The 17,369-nt window shown below is 58.7% G+C and carries 13 protein-coding genes, 2 tRNA genes, 2 rRNA genes and 1 riboswitch; of the genes, 7 read left to right on the top strand and 10 right to left on the bottom strand.

Features of this window, described 5'->3' with window-relative positions; translation table 11 throughout:
* Window positions 1-56: 56 nt before the first annotated feature.
* The 4 genes from ACYF6X_RS18920 to ACYF6X_RS18935 all read right to left on the bottom strand — a co-directional run bounded on the left by ACYF6X_RS18920 (window position 57) and on the right by ACYF6X_RS18935 (window position 4,978).
* Window positions 57-2,964 (bottom strand): 23S ribosomal RNA (locus ACYF6X_RS18920).
* Window positions 2,965-3,171: 207 nt separating this feature from the next.
* Window positions 3,172-3,247, bottom strand: a tRNA-Ala gene (locus tag ACYF6X_RS18925).
* A gap of 38 nt (window positions 3,248-3,285) precedes the next feature.
* Window positions 3,286-3,362, bottom strand: a tRNA-Ile gene (locus ACYF6X_RS18930).
* A gap of 74 nt (window positions 3,363-3,436) precedes the next feature.
* Window positions 3,437-4,978 (bottom strand): 16S ribosomal RNA (locus ACYF6X_RS18935).
* The 16S and 23S rRNA genes sit together here with 2 tRNA genes alongside, the layout of an rRNA operon.
* Before the next feature lie 635 nt (window positions 4,979-5,613).
* Here ACYF6X_RS18935 and purH point away from each other — a divergent pair.
* Both purH and purD read left to right on the top strand, forming a co-directional pair.
* The gene (purH, locus tag ACYF6X_RS18940) at window positions 5,614-7,203 is read left to right on the top strand and encodes a bifunctional phosphoribosylaminoimidazolecarboxamide formyltransferase/IMP cyclohydrolase (RefSeq protein ID WP_107228105.1); all 1,590 of its coding nucleotides are present in this window, start codon (window positions 5,614-5,616) and stop codon (window positions 7,201-7,203) included.
* 48 nt (window positions 7,204-7,251) lie between these two features.
* Window positions 7,252-8,535, top strand: coding sequence for a phosphoribosylamine--glycine ligase (gene purD, locus ACYF6X_RS18945; RefSeq protein ID WP_130018802.1), 1,284 nt, complete (start codon window positions 7,252-7,254; stop codon window positions 8,533-8,535).
* A 49-nt stretch (window positions 8,536-8,584) separates the two neighbouring features.
* Here the strand turns inward: purD and ACYF6X_RS18950 are convergent, their stop codons facing one another.
* The 6 genes from ACYF6X_RS18950 to nudC all read right to left on the bottom strand — a co-directional run bounded on the left by ACYF6X_RS18950 (window position 8,585) and on the right by nudC (window position 12,960).
* Entirely contained in the window at window positions 8,585-9,256 is a 672-nt protein-coding gene (locus ACYF6X_RS18950; protein WP_080473446.1) for a DUF1481 domain-containing protein, read from the bottom strand.
* Window positions 9,257-9,292: 36 nt separating this feature from the next.
* Complete coding sequence (gene hupA / locus ACYF6X_RS18955; protein ID WP_004929874.1) at window positions 9,293-9,565, bottom strand: nucleoid-associated protein HU-alpha; 273 nt, start codon at window positions 9,563-9,565, stop codon at window positions 9,293-9,295.
* A gap of 189 nt (window positions 9,566-9,754) precedes the next feature.
* Complete coding sequence (locus tag ACYF6X_RS18960) at window positions 9,755-10,345, bottom strand: YjaG family protein (protein ID WP_025304951.1); 591 nt, start codon at window positions 10,343-10,345, stop codon at window positions 9,755-9,757.
* Window positions 10,346-10,393: 48 nt separating this feature from the next.
* Window positions 10,394-11,080: a deoxyribonuclease V gene (gene nfi, locus ACYF6X_RS18965; protein ID WP_107228108.1), complete on the bottom strand. Its 687-nt coding sequence runs from the start codon at window positions 11,078-11,080 to the stop codon at window positions 10,394-10,396.
* 9 nt (window positions 11,081-11,089) lie between these two features.
* The gene (hemE, locus tag ACYF6X_RS18970) at window positions 11,090-12,154 is read right to left on the bottom strand and encodes a uroporphyrinogen decarboxylase (protein WP_130018801.1); all 1,065 of its coding nucleotides are present in this window, start codon (window positions 12,152-12,154) and stop codon (window positions 11,090-11,092) included.
* A 38-nt stretch (window positions 12,155-12,192) separates the two neighbouring features.
* Entirely contained in the window at window positions 12,193-12,960 is a 768-nt protein-coding gene (nudC, locus tag ACYF6X_RS18975; RefSeq protein ID WP_063991785.1) for an NAD(+) diphosphatase, read from the bottom strand.
* Between the two features lie 101 nt (window positions 12,961-13,061).
* On the opposite strand from nudC, the gene ACYF6X_RS18980 reads away from it, so the two are divergent.
* The 5 genes from ACYF6X_RS18980 to thiS all read left to right on the top strand — a co-directional run bounded on the left by ACYF6X_RS18980 (window position 13,062) and on the right by thiS (window position 17,369).
* Window positions 13,062-13,565 carry an Rsd/AlgQ family anti-sigma factor gene (locus ACYF6X_RS18980; protein ID WP_016929420.1) on the top strand — a complete coding sequence of 168 codons (504 nt, stop codon included), beginning with the start codon at window positions 13,062-13,064 and terminating at the stop codon, window positions 13,563-13,565.
* Between the two features lie 39 nt (window positions 13,566-13,604).
* Window positions 13,605-13,729: riboswitch (TPP riboswitch) on the top strand.
* Window positions 13,730-13,843: 114 nt separating this feature from the next.
* Complete coding sequence (thiC, locus tag ACYF6X_RS18985; protein WP_107228109.1) at window positions 13,844-15,787, top strand: phosphomethylpyrimidine synthase ThiC; 1,944 nt, start codon at window positions 13,844-13,846, stop codon at window positions 15,785-15,787.
* A complete protein-coding gene (thiE, locus tag ACYF6X_RS18990; protein WP_063991777.1) occupies window positions 15,780-16,430 on the top strand; it encodes a thiamine phosphate synthase in 651 nt (216 codons plus the stop codon). Before thiC ends, thiE begins: the two co-directional genes overlap by 8 nt.
* Window positions 16,423-17,172: a HesA/MoeB/ThiF family protein gene (locus ACYF6X_RS18995; protein ID WP_063991778.1), complete on the top strand. Its 750-nt coding sequence runs from the start codon at window positions 16,423-16,425 to the stop codon at window positions 17,170-17,172. The genes thiE and ACYF6X_RS18995 overlap by 8 nt, the downstream gene beginning before the upstream one ends.
* Entirely contained in the window at window positions 17,169-17,369 is a 201-nt protein-coding gene (gene thiS, locus ACYF6X_RS19000) for a sulfur carrier protein ThiS (RefSeq protein WP_016929423.1), read from the top strand. The genes ACYF6X_RS18995 and thiS overlap by 4 nt, the downstream gene beginning before the upstream one ends.

The following is a 17,369-nucleotide window of genomic DNA, read 5'->3' on the forward strand; positions in this document are numbered from 1 at the left end:
CAGAACCAATCTCGGAACTTCGCTGAAAATCTCTCTAAAAACACCTTCGGTGTTGTAAGGTTAAGCCTCACGGATCATTAGTACTGGTTAGCTCAATGCATCGCTGCACTTACACACCCAGCCTATCAACGTCTTAGTCTTAAACGTTCCTTCAGGGGCCTTAAAGGCCCAGGGAAGACTCATCTTGAGGCAAGTTTCGCGCTTAGATGCTTTCAGCGCTTATCTTTTCCGCACTTAGCTACCGGGCAATGCCATTGGCATGACAACCCGAACACCAGTGGTGCGTTCACTCCGGTCCTCTCGTACTAGGAGCAACCCCTCTCAATCTTCCAACGCCCACGGCAGATAGGGACCGAACTGTCTCACGACGTTCTAAACCCAGCTCGCGTACCACTTTAAATGGCGAACAGCCATACCCTTGGGACCTACTTCAGCCCCAGGATGTGATGAGCCGACATCGAGGTGCCAAACACCGCCGTCGATATGAACTCTTGGGCGGTATCAGCCTGTTATCCCCGGAGTACCTTTTATCCGTTGAGCGATGGCCCTTCCATTCAGAACCACCGGATCACTAAGACCTACTTTCGTACCTGCTCGAGCCGTCACTCTCGCAGTCAAGCTAGCTTATGCCTTTGCACTAACCTCACGATGTCCGACCGTGATTAGCTAACCTTCGTGCTCCTCCGTTACTCTTTGGGAGGAGACCGCCCCAGTCAAACTACCCACCAGACACTGTCCTCACCCCGGATCACGGGGCCGAGTTAGAACATCAAACATTAAAGGGTGGTATTTCAAGGATGGCTCCACGCAGACTGGCGTCCACGCTTCAAAGCCTCCCACCTATCCTACACATCAAGGCTCAATGTTCAGTGTCAAGCTATAGTAAAGGTTCACGGGGTCTTTCCGTCTTGCCGCGGGTACACTGCATCTTCACAGCGAGTTCAATTTCACTGAGTCTCGGGTGGAGACAGCCTGGCCATCATTACGCCATTCGTGCAGGTCGGAACTTACCCGACAAGGAATTTCGCTACCTTAGGACCGTTATAGTTACGGCCGCCGTTTACTGGGGCTTCGATCAAGAGCTTCGCCTTGCGGCTGACCCCATCAATTAACCTTCCAGCACCGGGCAGGCGTCACACCGTATACGTCCACTTTCGTGTTTGCACAGTGCTGTGTTTTTATTAAACAGTTGCAGCCAGCTGGTATCTTCGACTGGCTTCAGCTCCATCCGCAAGGGACTTCACCTACATGCCAGCGTGCCTTCTCCCGAAGTTACGGCACCATTTTGCCTAGTTCCTTCACCCGAGTTCTCTCAAGCGCCTTGGTATTCTCTACCTGACCACCTGTGTCGGTTTGGGGTACGATTTAATGTTACCTGATGCTTAGAGGCTTTTCCTGGAAGCAGGGCATCAACTACTTCTGCACCGTAGTGCATCGTCATCACGCCTCAGGGTTAGTATGCAACCGGATTTACCAGGTCACACCCCCTACACGCTTAAACCGGGACAACCGTCGCCCGGCTAGCCTAGCCTTCTCCGTCCCCCCTTCGCAGTAACACCAAGTACAGGAATATTAACCTGTTTCCCATCGACTACGCTTTTCAGCCTCGCCTTAGGGGTCGACTCACCCTGCCCCGATTAACGTTGGACAGGAACCCTTGGTCTTCCGGCGAGCGGGCTTTTCACCCGCTTTATCGTTACTTATGTCAGCATTCGCACTTCTGATACCTCCAGCAACCCTCACAGGCCACCTTCAACGGCTTACAGAACGCTCCCCTACCCAACAACGCCTAAGCGTCGCTGCCGCAGCTTCGGTGCATGGTTTAGCCCCGTTACATCTTCCGCGCAGGCCGACTCGACCAGTGAGCTATTACGCTTTCTTTAAATGATGGCTGCTTCTAAGCCAACATCCTGGCTGTCTATGCCTTCCCACATCGTTTCCCACTTAACCATGACTTTGGGACCTTAGCTGGCGGTCTGGGTTGTTTCCCTCTTCACGACGGACGTTAGCACCCGCCGTGTGTCTCCCGTGATAACATTCTTCGGTATTCGGAGTTTGCATCGGTTTGGTAAGCCGGGATGGCCCCCTAGCCGAAACAGTGCTCTACCCCCGAAGATGAGTTCACGAGGCGCTACCTAAATAGCTTTCGGGGAGAACCAGCTATCTCCCGGTTTGATTGGCCTTTCACCCCCAGCCACAAGTCATCCGCTAATTTTTCAACATTAGTCGGTTCGGTCCTCCAGTTAGTGTTACCCAACCTTCAACCTGCCCATGGCTAGATCACCGGGTTTCGGGTCTATACCTTGCAACTATTCGCCCAGTTAAGACTCGGTTTCCCTACGGCTCCCCTATACGGTTAACCTTGCTACAAAATATAAGTCGCTGACCCATTATACAAAAGGTACGCAGTCACACCACGAAGGTGCTCCCACTGCTTGTACGTACACGGTTTCAGGTTCTATTTCACTCCCCTCGCCGGGGTTCTTTTCGCCTTTCCCTCACGGTACTGGTTCACTATCGGTCAGTCAGGAGTATTTAGCCTTGGAGGATGGTCCCCCCATATTCAGACAGGATGTCACGTGTCCCGCCCTACTCATCGAACTCACGACCTGTGCATTTTAGTGTACGGGGCTATCACCCTTTGCTGCGCGACTTTCCAGACGCTTCCACTAACACACAAGCCGATTCAGGTTCTGGGCTCCTCCCCGTTCGCTCGCCGCTACTGGGGGAATCTCGGTTGATTTCTTTTCCTCGGGGTACTTAGATGTTTCAGTTCCCCCGGTTCGCCTCATGCCACTATGTATTCATGACATGATAGTGTGTCGAAACACACTGGGTTTCCCCATTCGGGTATCGCCGGTTGTAACGGTTCATATCACCTTACCGACGCTTTTCGCAGATTAGCACGCCCTTCATCGCCTCTGACTGCCTAGGCATCCACCGTGTACGCTTAGTCACTTAACCTCACAACCCGAAGATGTTTCCATCGTTCGCGCTGCAAACATTTGAGAGACTCTATGACAGGTTACTCTTTATCCCAGTACTTCTACGGAGGGATAAATTTCAGCCGTCATGTTTCAATTTTCAGCTTGTTCCAGATTGTTAAAGAGCAAAATACTTCGCAGCATACTGTTTCCAATATACTCTGAAGTATTGAAATACCGGACTATATGGTGGAGCTAAGCGGGATCGAACCGCTGACCTCCTGCGTGCAAGGCAGGCGCTCTCCCAGCTGAGCTATAGCCCCATACAGTCACGTGCAGTACCTTTTCCACTTCGAAGAAGTGGTAGGCCTGAGTGGACTTGAACCACCGACCTCACCCTTATCAGGGGTGCGCTCTAACCACCTGAGCTACAAGCCTATAAAGGTATTTCTGCTCGTTACTTTCTATCAGACAATCTGTGTGAGCACGCCACTCGAACTAATATCTTTAGGTAAGGAGGTGATCCAACCGCAGGTTCCCCTACGGTTACCTTGTTACGACTTCACCCCAGTCATGAATCACAAAGTGGTAAGCGCCCTCCCGAAGGTTAAGCTACCTACTTCTTTTGCAACCCACTCCCATGGTGTGACGGGCGGTGTGTACAAGGCCCGGGAACGTATTCACCGTAGCATTCTGATCTACGATTACTAGCGATTCCGACTTCATGGAGTCGAGTTGCAGACTCCAATCCGGACTACGACATACTTTATGAGGTCCGCTTGCTCTCGCGAGGTCGCTTCTCTTTGTATATGCCATTGTAGCACGTGTGTAGCCCTACTCGTAAGGGCCATGATGACTTGACGTCATCCCCACCTTCCTCCAGTTTATCACTGGCAGTCTCCTTTGAGTTCCCGGCCGAACCGCTGGCAACAAAGGATAAGGGTTGCGCTCGTTGCGGGACTTAACCCAACATTTCACAACACGAGCTGACGACAGCCATGCAGCACCTGTCTCAGAGTTCCCGAAGGCACCAATCCATCTCTGGAAAGTTCTCTGGATGTCAAGAGTAGGTAAGGTTCTTCGCGTTGCATCGAATTAAACCACATGCTCCACCGCTTGTGCGGGCCCCCGTCAATTCATTTGAGTTTTAACCTTGCGGCCGTACTCCCCAGGCGGTCGATTTAACGCGTTAGCTCCGGAAGCCACGCCTCAAGGGCACAACCTCCAAATCGACATCGTTTACAGCGTGGACTACCAGGGTATCTAATCCTGTTTGCTCCCCACGCTTTCGCACCTGAGCGTCAGTCTTCGTCCAGGGGGCCGCCTTCGCCACCGGTATTCCTCCAGATCTCTACGCATTTCACCGCTACACCTGGAATTCTACCCCCCTCTACGAGACTCTAGCTTGCCAGTTTCAAATGCAGTTCCCAGGTTGAGCCCGGGGATTTCACATCTGACTTAACAAACCGCCTGCGTGCGCTTTACGCCCAGTAATTCCGATTAACGCTTGCACCCTCCGTATTACCGCGGCTGCTGGCACGGAGTTAGCCGGTGCTTCTTCTGCGAGTAACGTCAATTGATGAACGTATTAAGTTCACCACCTTCCTCCTCGCTGAAAGTGCTTTACAACCCGAAGGCCTTCTTCACACACGCGGCATGGCTGCATCAGGCTTGCGCCCATTGTGCAATATTCCCCACTGCTGCCTCCCGTAGGAGTCTGGACCGTGTCTCAGTTCCAGTGTGGCTGGTCATCCTCTCAGACCAGCTAGGGATCGTCGCCTAGGTGAGCCATTACCCCACCTACTAGCTAATCCCATCTGGGCACATCTGATGGCAAGAGGCCCGAAGGTCCCCCTCTTTGGTCTTGCGACGTTATGCGGTATTAGCTACCGTTTCCAGTAGTTATCCCCCTCCATCAGGCAGTTTCCCAGACATTACTCACCCGTCCGCCGCTCGTCACCCAGAGAGCAAGCTCTCCTGTGCTACCGCTCGACTTGCATGTGTTAAGCCTGCCGCCAGCGTTCAATCTGAGCCATGATCAAACTCTTCAATTAAAAGCTTGATTTGCTTCCACTCGAGAAGCGATGCTCAAAGATTTACTGCATGAATTTTACTTCAGTTAGTCACTCTTCAAGACTTGATATTTTTTTGCATCCGAAGATGCTGGATATCGTCTTGTGGAGTGCCCACACAGATTGTCTGATAAATTGTTAAAGAGCAGTGAGTTAGGCGCTTTCGCTTGCTAACTCGAGGTGGCGTATATTACGCTTTCCTCTTTCAGAGTCAACCCTAATTTTCAGGATTTTTTCTCTGCGACCCCCGGATACTCTGTGAAGTTGTTCACATGTTCCGTGTCGATGGAGGCGCATTATAGGGAGTTCCTCGCAGGCCGCAACAGGTATTTTCAGCAAAAACGATCGTTCGCTGCATTCCACAGCAAAACCCCGCCTTATACCCACTTGCACACAGTGTTATCCACAGATGCGATTTGTACGGAAAATTTACGAGCGCCACGCAAACGTTTTCGCTACAATTCCCCGCGACGAAACGATCCCCCTTTTATGGGGGCGTTACCTGAATATGTGCCTGACCCTCCCTTTATAAGGCAAAAACCCTTCCTTATAGAGAGAACGAGGTGGACATTCACGTAACGCTCTTTAATTGCGACTCAAAGCCAAGGGATAAAACCATGCAACAACCTCGTCCAATCCGCCGGGCCCTGCTCAGCGTGTCTGACAAAGCCGGTATCGTTGAATTCGCCGAAGCGCTTTCCCAGCGCGGCGTTGAACTGCTCTCCACCGGCGGCACCGCTCGCCTGCTGGCAGACGCCGGTCTGCCCGTTACCGAAGTTTCCGACTACACCGGCTTCCCGGAAATGATGGACGGACGAGTTAAGACCCTGCACCCGAAAGTTCACGGCGGTATCCTTGGCCGCCGCGGCCAGGACGACGCCGTCATGAATCAGCATGACATCAAGCCTATCGACATGGTGGTCGTCAATCTGTATCCGTTCGCCCAAACCGTGGCGCGCGCGGACTGCTCGCTGGAAGACGCGGTCGAGAATATCGATATCGGCGGCCCGACCATGGTGCGCTCCGCCGCCAAGAACCATAAAGACGTCGCCATCGTAGTGAAGAGCAGCGACTACGCCGCCATCATTACCGAGATGGACAACAACGACGGCTCGCTGCGCTATGCCACCCGCTTCGATCTCGCCATCAAGGCCTTCGAGCACACCGCCGCCTACGACAGCATGATCGCCAACTACTTCGGCGCGCTGGTGCCGGCGTACCACGGCGAGACCGAACAGCCGTCCGGCCGCTTCCCGCGTACCCTGAACCTCAACTACATCAAGAAGCAGGATATGCGCTACGGTGAGAACAGCCACCAGCAGGCCGCCTTCTATATAGAAGAAGAGGTAAAGGAAGCGTCCGTCGCGACCGCCGAGCAGCTGCAGGGCAAGGCGCTGTCTTATAACAACATCGCCGATACCGACGCCGCGCTGGAATGCGTGAAAGAGTTCGCCGAGCCGGCCTGCGTGATCGTCAAACACGCCAACCCTTGCGGCGTGGCGATCGGCGACGACATCCTGGCCGCTTACGAGCGCGCTTACCAAACCGACCCAACCTCCGCCTTCGGCGGCATCATCGCCTTTAACCGCGAGCTGGATGCCGCCACCGCGCAGGCGATCATCAGCCGCCAATTCGTGGAAGTGATCATCGCGCCAAACGTCACCCAGGAAGCACGCTCCCTGCTGGCCGCCAAGCAGAACGTGCGCGTGCTGGCCTGCGGTCAGTGGCAGCAACGCGTGGCGGGGCTGGACTTCAAGCGCGTCAACGGCGGCCTGCTGGTGCAGGATCGCGATCTGGGCATGGTGACCGCCGCCGATCTGCGTGTGGTATCCGAGCGCCAGCCGACCGAGCAGGAACTGCGCGACGCGCTGTTTTGCTGGAAAGTGGCCAAGTTCGTGAAATCCAACGCCATCGTTTATGCACGTGACAACATGACCATCGGCATAGGTGCCGGCCAGATGAGCCGCGTTTATTCCGCCAAGATCGCCGGCATCAAAGCAGGCGACGAAGGGCTGGAAGTGAAAGGGTCCGCCATGGCCTCCGACGCCTTCTTCCCGTTCCGCGACGGCATCGATGCCGCGGCGGCGGTCGGCATCACCTGCGTGATCCAGCCGGGCGGCTCGATCCGCGACGACGAAGTGATCGCGGCCGCCAACGAGCACGGCATCGCGATGCTCTTCACCGACATGCGTCACTTCCGCCATTAATTCCTTTTGCCGCGTGCGCTCCGGCGCACGCCATTCGTGGAGCCCCTGATGAACATTTTGATTATCGGCAACGGCGGGCGCGAACACGCGCTGGCCTGGAAAGCCGCCCAGTCTCCGCTGGCGGACAAAGTCTACGTTGCGCCGGGCAATGCCGGCACCGCGCTGGAAGCCAATCTGGAAAACGTGGCGATCGCCGCCACCGACATCCCTGCCCTGGTCGCTTTCGCCCAGAGCCATGACATCGGTCTGACCATCGTCGGGCCGGAAGCGCCGCTGGTGATCGGCGTGGTCGACGCCTTCCAGGCCGCCGGCCTGAAAATCTTCGGCCCGTCGCAGGCCGCCGCGCAGCTCGAAGGCTCCAAAGCCTTCACCAAGGATTTCCTGGCGCGCCACCGCATCCCGACCGCCGAATATGAAAACTTCACCGAGGTAGAGCCGGCACTGGCCTATGTGCGCCGCAAAGGCGCGCCGATCGTCATCAAGGCCGATGGCCTGGCGGCCGGTAAAGGCGTGATCGTCGCAATGACGCTGCAAGAAGCGGAAGAAGCCGTGTGTGACATGCTGGCCGGCAACGCCTTCGGCGACGCCGGTCATCGCATCGTCGTGGAAGAATTCCTCGACGGCGAAGAAGCCAGCTTCATCGTGATGGTCGACGGCGAGAACGTGGTGCCGATGGCCACCAGCCAGGACCACAAACGCGTCGGCGACGGCGATACCGGCCCGAACACCGGCGGCATGGGAGCCTACTCCCCGGCGCCGGTCGTGACCGACGAAATCCACCGGCGCGCCATGGACCAGGTGATCTGGCCGACGGTGCGCGGCATGGCGGCGGAAGGCAACACCTACGTCGGCTTCCTGTACGCCGGCCTGATGATCGCCGCCGATGGCCAACCGAAAGTGATCGAGTTCAACTGTCGTTTTGGCGATCCCGAAACCCAGCCCATCATGCTGCGCCTGCGTTCCGATCTGGTGGAGCTGTGCCTGGCGGGTGCCGAAGGCCGCCTGAACGAGAAGAGCTCTGACTGGGACGAACGCCCTGCGCTCGGCGTGGTGCTGGCGGCCGGCGGTTATCCGGGCGACTATCGCAACGGCGAGGTGATCCAGGGATTGCCGCAGCAGGAAAGCGCCGACGGCAAGGTCTTCCATGCCGGTACACGCCTGCAAGGCAATGACGTCGTCACCAGCGGCGGCCGCGTGCTGTGCGTAACCGCGCTGGGCGACACCGTGGCGCAGGCGCAGCAACGCGCCTACCAGCTGGCCGAAGGCATTGAGTGGCCGGGCAGCTTCTGTCGCAAAGACATCGGTTATCGCGCGATTGCGCGCGGCAAGTGATTTGACCGTATAAGGTCATGACGAGAGGCTCCGCAGCGCGGGGCCTTTTTTATAGCTGGTCTTCTTTCGGTTCCCAACTGCAGAAATCGTCGTTCGCCACCAGCAGCAGTTCGCTGCCTTCCGGCGCTTCCAGCCAGGCGACGCTCACCGGCCGGCTGCTGCTGCGGGCACGCTTCTCGATCCAGACGATGGAGGCGGCGTCCAGCCCCGGTTTCATGCGTTGGCCGTCGCAGGTTTGCACCTCGCCCTGCATCCAACGCCCCTGCAGCAATTTGACCTTGCCGGCGCGCAGTGCATTGCTCACTTCGAGGATCCGCCGCGCCTGATATTGGTACAGGGCGATTTCATCGCTGGTCAGCGGTTCGCGGCGTGTCGCCAGCTGGCGCTGCATAAAGCTCACCGTGCCGTCATCGGCAAAGCGCAGTTGAATAGAGTCCCGATCGCCGTCGGCGTCGTTACGTTTGATTTGGCGCAGCACGTCGCCCTGATAGGTGTACAGCGTGGTGATGGTACCCGGCCCCCGGTAGGGGCTATAGACGCTGACCAGCACCTGCGGGCGATGTTGCTCATCGTCTTTACGCCACAGGCGTATCACGCCCTGATCGGCCACAAAGCCGCTGGCGGTAAAGCTCGGAATATCGGAATGGAAACTGCAGGCGCTCAGACCGAGGGCGATGCCGGCGGCCATGAGCACCCGACGAGTAAACAAAAGGGGCGCCATCGCCCCTCTGTTTAATCTTTTCACCGAGGCGCGGTCTTATTTAACAGCGTCTTTCAGTGCTTTGCCAGAAACGAACGCAGGCACGTTGGCTGCTGCGATTTTGATTTCTTTGCCAGTCTGTGGGTTGCGGCCAGTGCGCTCGCTACGATGGTTTACTTTGAAAGTACCGAAGCCAACCAATTGTACTGCATCACCTTCTTTCAGAGACTCAGTAATAGCAGCCAGGGTGGATTCCAGAGCCAGTTTAGCTTGTGCTTTGGAAAGGTCAGCCTTGTCCGCGATTACATCAATCAGTTGAGTCTTGTTCATAAGTTATCCTTACAGTGTGTTTATCGTTTGCAAAGCATCGAGTGCGACGGATATGCCGATTGACAGCACTCTCCTGCATACACGCACCGATAGCCACTTTTTTTACGCCCCCCAAATGTAGACCAGACAGGGTGCGGATGTGAAGCCTTAAGGCATGACAAATCAGGCGTTAAATCACGTTTTGTTGCCTTATTGCGCTAAATTTATCCCGATGTTGCTGACACCCGCCTCTCGCAGGTCGGATCGCAGCCCCTTGATCAGGTCTATATCGCGCTCTTCACAGGCGTCCAACAGGCGGAAAATTTCCCATTGAATGTCCCATTCTTCCTCTACCGCAGGCAAACTTCCCAACTCTTCGTCGGTCATTTCCTTACCGGCTTGAGTCATTTCCAACATCGCCACGGTGCGAATCGATGTTTCGCTGATGGCGATGGCGTGCTCCAGCGTCTCCCCGCCGAGCCGCGAATGGATCAGTTCCCCTAATGCGATACAGGCATCAATTGCCGGGTAAACGCCGTAAAGATCGTAATCTTCCGCCGACGGAATCGCCTCTTCCAACTTCTCGAGCTGGCTGTCGAAGTTGACCTTGGCGTCCTTCACCACCAGCGTTTCCCACACCAAATCCAGAATGCGGCGATAAACCGCCGGATCGCCGAACTCGGTCTGTTTGCAGAACATCTGGTAATTCGGGTACATACGCTCGCACAAACTGGCCATAAAGGTCAAATGTTGCCAAGCCTCGTGCCGTTCCAGACGTAAATGAATCGGGTTACGTAGCATGCTTTACTCTCTTACGCGTTATCTGCGGCGCAGTGTACCCGAAATCGCTCATGGCGACACCTCCGGATGCTGCTGCAACCAACGCTGAAACGCCGGGCGCCGCGACGCGATGGCGTCGGCCCAGCGGGTCGGCTCCGGTAAACGGTAGCCCGCCATGCAGCGTTGCACCCACGCCAGCGCGCTGTCGGCGCTCACGCGATGGCCGGTAGAGATGAACAGCGGGTTGCAACGCGCCTTGCTGCGCCACACCCAGCCCAGCTGTTCACCCTTGTCTTCCAACGGCGTCAGCGCGCCGACGGCGGCGTCCAGCGGCGCAAATTTGCCGCACAGGCGCTTCTTGGCCACGCCGATGGTCGGCACATCGACCAGCAGGCCGAAATGGCTGGCGACGCCGAGACGCCGCGGATGCGAAATGCCGTGCCCATCGACGAAGATCAGCCCCGGTTTCTGCTGCAGCTGCGCCCAGGCGGCCAACAGCGCCGGGTATTCGCGAAACGACAGGAAGCCCGGGATATAGGGCATGACGGTGGCGATGCGCGCCACCTGATACTCCACCAGCTCCAGCGACGGATAGCGCAGGATGGCGATGGCGGCGCGCGTCACCGCCCCTTCTTGCTCGAAGCCCACGTCGGCGCCGGCGATGAAGGCCGGCGGTTCGGCCGGCAGATCGTCGTAGCGAATGACTTCAGCCGCGCGCCGCAGCTGTTCGGCGCGCAGGGCCGCCATATCGGTCACATCAGATCCTTAACGGTGGTATTTTGCCGAGTGCGCGTGTACCGCCTCGACGAAGGCGCCGGCGTGCTCCGGCGGCACATCCTGATGGATGCCGTGGCCCAGGTTGAACACATGGCCGTTGCCGTGGCCGAAACCGGCCAGAATGGTCTCCACTTCTTCCGCGATGCGCGCCGGGGAGGCATAAAGCATCGACGGATCCATATTGCCCTGCAGCGCCACTTTGTCGCCCACGCGCCGACGTGCGTCGGCGATGTCGGTGGTCCAATCCAGCCCCAGCGCATCGCAGCCGGTGGCGGCCATCGCCTCCAGCCACTGCCCGCCGCCTTTGGTGAACAGCGTCACCGGCACGCGGCGGCCGTCGTTTTCACGCAGCAGCCCGTCGACGATCTTGTGCATGTAGTGCAAAGAGAACTCGCGGTAATCGCGCCCGGTCAGCACGCCGCCCCAGGTGTCGAACACCATCACCGACTGCGCACCGGCTTTGATCTGGGCATTGAGGTACAGGATCACGCTGTCCGCCAGCTTGTCCAGCAACAGGTGCAGCGTGGCCGGTTCGGCATACATCATCTTCTTCAGCTTGGTGAAGGCCTTGCTGCTGCCGCCTTCGACCATATAAGTCGCCAGCGTCCACGGGCTGCCGGAGAAGCCGATCAGCGGCACTTCGCCCTTCAGCTCGCGGCGAATGGTGCGCACTGCGTTCATCACATAGCCCAGCTCCACTTCCGGATCGAACACCGGCAGCCTATCGACGTCGGCGCGGCAGGTAACGGGAGAGCTGAAACGCGGGCCTTCGCCGGCTTCAAAGTACAGGCCGAGCCCCATGGCGTCGGGAATGGTGAGAATGTCGGAGAACAGGATGGCGGCGTCCAGCGCATAGCGGCGCAGCGGCTGCAGCGTGACCTCGCAGGCCAGCTCCGCGTTCTTGCACAGCGACATGAAATCACCGGCCTGGGCGCGGGTCGCCTTGTACTCCGGTAAATAACGACCGGCCTGGCGCATCATCCATACGGGGGTCACATCCACCGGCTGGCGCAACAGCGCGCGCAGGTAGCGATCGTTCTTCAACTCAGTCATTTATGGGGCTCCCTTAATAATCTGCCGGCCATTGTACATTATTCTGCCCGGCACAGCGCCACGGTGTCCTCAATCAACCGGCGCGCCACGGTGCCGGGCGGCGGCAACAGCGGCAATTGGTCGTAGCGATACCAGCCGGCGTTGAGCAGCTCCTTGGGATCGTGACGAATGTCACCCTGATGGTAATCGGCCATAAAGGCCATCATCAGCGAGTGCGGGAACGGCCAGGGTTGTGAAGTGACGTAGCGCAGGTTCTTGATTTCGATATTGCTCTCTTCCATCACTTCACGCGCCACCGCCTGTTCCAGCGTTTCGCCCACTTCGACGAAGCCGGCCAGCACCGTGTGGATGCCACCGCGATGACGCACGTGTTGCGCCAGCAGGATCTGATCCTCGCGCCGAATGGCGACGATTACGCAGGGTGCAATCTGCGGATAGTACCGCTCTTTGCAGTGGCCGCACAGGCAGGCGCTTTCGGAGCGACTGAGGTGCATCTCATGGCCGCAGTAGCCGCAGTAGCGATGGGAACGGTAGAAATCCGCCAGCTGCACGCCGCGCCCGGCAAGCTGGAACAGACCGCGATCCTGATCCAACAGCTGACGCACCGAGCCCATCTCCCGCGGCATCGCCTGGCGCACCAGCCAGACCGGCGCGCCCTCCCATTCACCGATGGTGCGCGCCATGTGGCCCCGCAGCCCAAGAGCGGCGGCAGTCCCCGACGGCAATTCACCGTTCGGTAACCAAAGTTTGCTTTCATGGCTGACAATCCACCAGCCGTTTTCATTGCCCGTTAATGCAAGTTCCATATCGTTGTTGCACAACCTCAGCTTCACTGGCACTCTACGAATCGGCTTTGTTATATTTTAATAACTTACCGGTTACTTTTATTACTTACACGGAGTCAAACATGCTCAACCGTTTGGAAAGGCTGACTCAGCGCGTTGGCGGTAGTAATGAATTAGTTGATCAATGGCTTCAGGCCCGCAAACAGTTGCTGGTCGCCTACTGCACGCTGGTAGGCCTCAAACCGAATAAAGAAAAGCATACGCCGCTGAATGAAAAAGCGCTGGAGAACTTTTGCCACAACCTGGTGGATTACCTCTCCGCAGGGCATTTTCATATCTATGACAGAATTATCAAACAAGTGGAAGGCGCAGCCAGTCCGAAAATGTCGCTGGCGGTGAACATCTACCCCAAGCTGTGGGCCAATACCGAACAGATCATGGCGTTCCACGATCGCTATACCGAAGTGGATATCGATCAGGAGGTTTGTCTGGAATTCCACCAGGCCTTGTCGGATATCGGCGAAACGCTGGCGGCGCGCTTTGCGCTGGAAGATAAGCTGATCCAGTTGGAGGCGGAAGCCGCACAGCAACCGCTGCCGGACCAGACGCTGGATCCGGCGCGTTAAAATTTTATAGTTTTTTTTCTTATCCCTCCTATACTGGGGGGCATCTTGTCGGAGTGCCTAGCGCCTGATTTGTTCATCGAATCAGCCAGGCTGAGACCGTTAATTCGGGATCCGCGGAACCTGATCGGGTTAATACCCGCGAAGGGAACAAGAGTAATCTATCGCCACAGGCACGGCCTTCCCCTTGTGGGCGCCCTGCCTGATCGGCCACCATCATTACTCCCTCCGAGCTCCAGACAAGCAACTTTCCCAACCCAACACACTGGTAGGAACTTGCTATGTCTAACGTTAATCCACCGCGCGCCCGTAAAGCGCAACGCGAAGCCGCCCAGCAGTTTATCGACACCCTGCAAGGCATGGCTTTCCCGAACTCACGCCGCATCTATCTGCAAGGCTCGCGCAGCGATATCCAGGTGCCGATGCGCGAAATTCAGCTCAGCCCGACCCTGCTTGGCGGCAGCAAAGACCACCCGCAGTATGAACCCAACGAGGCGATCCCGGTGTATGACACCGCCGGCCCCTACGGCGATCCGCAGGCCGAGCTCGACGTACACGCCGGCCTGGCCAAGCTGCGCGCCGACTGGATCGACGCGCGCGGCGATACCGCCACCCTCAGCGGCGCCAGCTCCGGCTTCACCCAACAGCGGCTGGCGGACGAGGGGCTGGATCACCTGCGCTTCGAGCATCTGCCGCTGCCGCGCAGGGCGCTGCCGGGCAAGTGCGTGACCCAGCTGCACTATGCCCGCGCCGGTATCGTCACCCCGGAGATGGAGTTCATCGCCATCCGTGAAAACATGGGGCGCGAGCGCATTCGCGGCGAGGTATTGCGCCACCAGCATCCGGGCCAGAGCTGGGGCGCCAACCTGCCGGACAACATCACGCCGGAGTTCGTGCGTCAGGAAGTGGCCGCCGGCCGCGCCATCATTCCCGCCAACATCAACCATCCGGAGGCGGAGCCGATGATCATCGGCCGCAATTTCCTGGTGAAGGTGAACGCCAATATCGGCAACTCGGCGGTCACGTCGTCGATCGAAGAAGAGGTGGAGAAGCTGGTGTGGTCCACCCGCTGGGGCGCGGACACCGTGATGGATCTCTCCACCGGTCGCTATATTCACGAAACCCGCGAGTGGATCCTGCGCAACAGCCCGGTGCCCATCGGCACCGTGCCGATCTACCAGGCACTCGAGAAGGTCAACGGCGTGGCGGAAAACCTCACCTGGGCGATGTTCCGCGATACGCTGCTGGAACAGGCGGAGCAAGGGGTCGACTACTTCACCATCCACGCCGGCGTGCTGCTGCGCTACGTGCCGATGACCGCCAAACGCCTGACCGGCATCGTGTCGCGCGGTGGCTCGATCATGGCCAAATGGTGTCTGTCGCACCATCAGGAAAACTTCCTCTATCAGCATTTCCGTGAAATCTGTGAGATCTGCGCCGCCTACGACGTTTCGCTGTCGCTCGGCGACGGCCTGCGCCCCGGCTCGATTCAGGACGCCAACGACGAAGCCCAGTTCGCCGAGCTGCATACGCTGGGCGAGCTGACCAAAATCGCCTGGGAATACGACGTGCAGGTGATGATCGAAGGCCCGGGCCACGTGCCGATGCAGATGATCCGCCGCAACATGACCGAAGAGCTGGAACACTGCCACGAAGCGCCGTTCTACACCCTCGGCCCGCTGACCACCGATATCGCCCCGGGCTATGACCATTTCACCTCCGGCATCGGCGCGGCAATGATCGGCTGGTTCGGCTGCGCCATGCTGTGTTACGTCACGCCGAAAGAGCACCTCGGCCTGCCGAACAAAGAGGACGTCAAACAGGGCCTGATCACCTACAAGATCGCCGCTCACGCCGCCGATCTGGCCAAAGGCCATCCGGGCGCGCAGATCCGCGATAACGCCATGTCCAAGGCGCGTTTCGAATTCCGCTGGGAAGATCAGTTCAATCTGGCGCTCGATCCGGCCACCGCGCGCGCCTATCACGACGAAACCCTGCCGCAGGAATCCGGCAAGGTCGCCCACTTCTGCTCGATGTGCGGGCCGAAATTCTGCTCGATGAAAATTTCGCAGGAGGTGCGCGACTACGCCGCCGCCCAGGAAGCCGCCAAGCCGATCGAAGTACAGCTGACCGGCATGGAGAAAATGTCCGCCGAGTTCCGCGCCCGCGGCAGCGAGCTGTATCACAGCGCCGGCACCCTGCAAGAGGAGACAAGCAATGACTGATATCACGACCCCCTTCCCGGCTACGCCCCACAAGCTGGGGCTTTACCCGGTCGTCGACAGCGTGGCGTGGATCGCTCGCCTACTGGAGGCCGGCGTCACCACGATCCAGCTGCGCATCAAGGATCTGCCTGACGAGCAGGTCGAAGAGGATATCGCCGCCGCCATCGCGCTGGGCCAGCGTTATCAGGCGCGGCTGTTCATCAACGACTACTGGCGGCTGGCGATCAAACACGGCGCCTACGGCGTACATCTGGGCCAGGAAGATCTCGATACCACCGATCTGGCGGCCATCCACCGCGCCGGGCTGCGGCTGGGCGTATCCACCCATGACGACGCCGAGCTGGCGCGCGCGCTGGCGGTGAAACCGTCCTACATCGCGCTGGGGCACATCTTCCCTACCCAGACCAAAGACATGCCTTCGGCGCCACAGGGGCTGACGGAGTTGAAGCGCCATATCGCCGATTTGGCGGATTACCCGACGGTAGCGATCGGCGGGATCAGCATCGATCGCGTACCGGCGGTGCTGGCGTGCGGCGTCGGCAGCGTGGCGGTGGTCAGCGCCATCACCCAGGCGCCGGACTGGCGCGCGGCGACGGCCGAGCTGCTGCGGCTGATCGAAGGCGAGGATCCGAACGATGCTTAACGATCAGGAATTCCTGCGCTACAGCCGTCAGCTGCTGCTGGAGGACGTCGGCCCGGAAGGCCAGGAGAAACTCAAGCGCGCCACGGTGCTGATCGTCGGTTTAGGCGGGCTCGGTTCCCCGGCTTCGCTGTATCTGGCCGCCGCCGGCGTCGGCACGCTGCTGCTGGCCGACGACGACCAGCTGCACGTCACCAACCTGCAGCGGCAAATTCTCTACCGCAGCGCCGATACCGCCACCGGCAAGGCGGCGCTGGCGCAACGCCACCTGCAGGCATTGAACCCGTTGGTAGAATCCATCCCGCTGGCGCAGCGGCTGCAGGGGCAAGCGCTGCGCGACGCAGTCGCCCGCGCCGACCTGGTGCTGGATTGCTGCGACAATATGGCGACCCGCCATGAGGTCAATGCCGCCTGCATCGCCGCCGCCAAACCGCTGATCAGCGGCAGCGCGGTCGGCTTCAGCGGCCAGCTGCTGGTGCTCGAGCCGCCCTATGCGCATGGCTGCTACGCCTGCCTGTACCCGGAACAGGAAGAGCCGCAACGCAACTGCCGCACCGCCGGGGTGCTCGGCCCGGTGGTGGGCGTGATCGGCACTCTGCAAGCGCTGGAAGCCATCAAAATGCTGGCCGGCATGCCTTCCTCTCTCAGCGGTAAACTGCGGTTGTTCGACGGCAAGCAGCAGAGCTGGAGCACGCTGCAACTGAGCCAGGCCCGCACCTGCCCGGTATGCGGAGGCGCGGCATGAAGATCCGACTGAACGATCAACCGCTGGAGCTGGCGCAGCCGCTCAGCGTCGCCGCCCTGCTGACCCAGCTGGAACGCCACCAGCCGGGCACCGCGCTGGCGATCAACCAAACCATCATCCCACGCGCCGACTGGGCCGACCATCAGGTGCAGGACGGTGACGACATTTTGCTGTTTCAAGCGATCGCCGGAGGCTGA

The sequence above is a fragment of the Serratia sp. ID 25-353 genome (assembly GCF_054792795.1).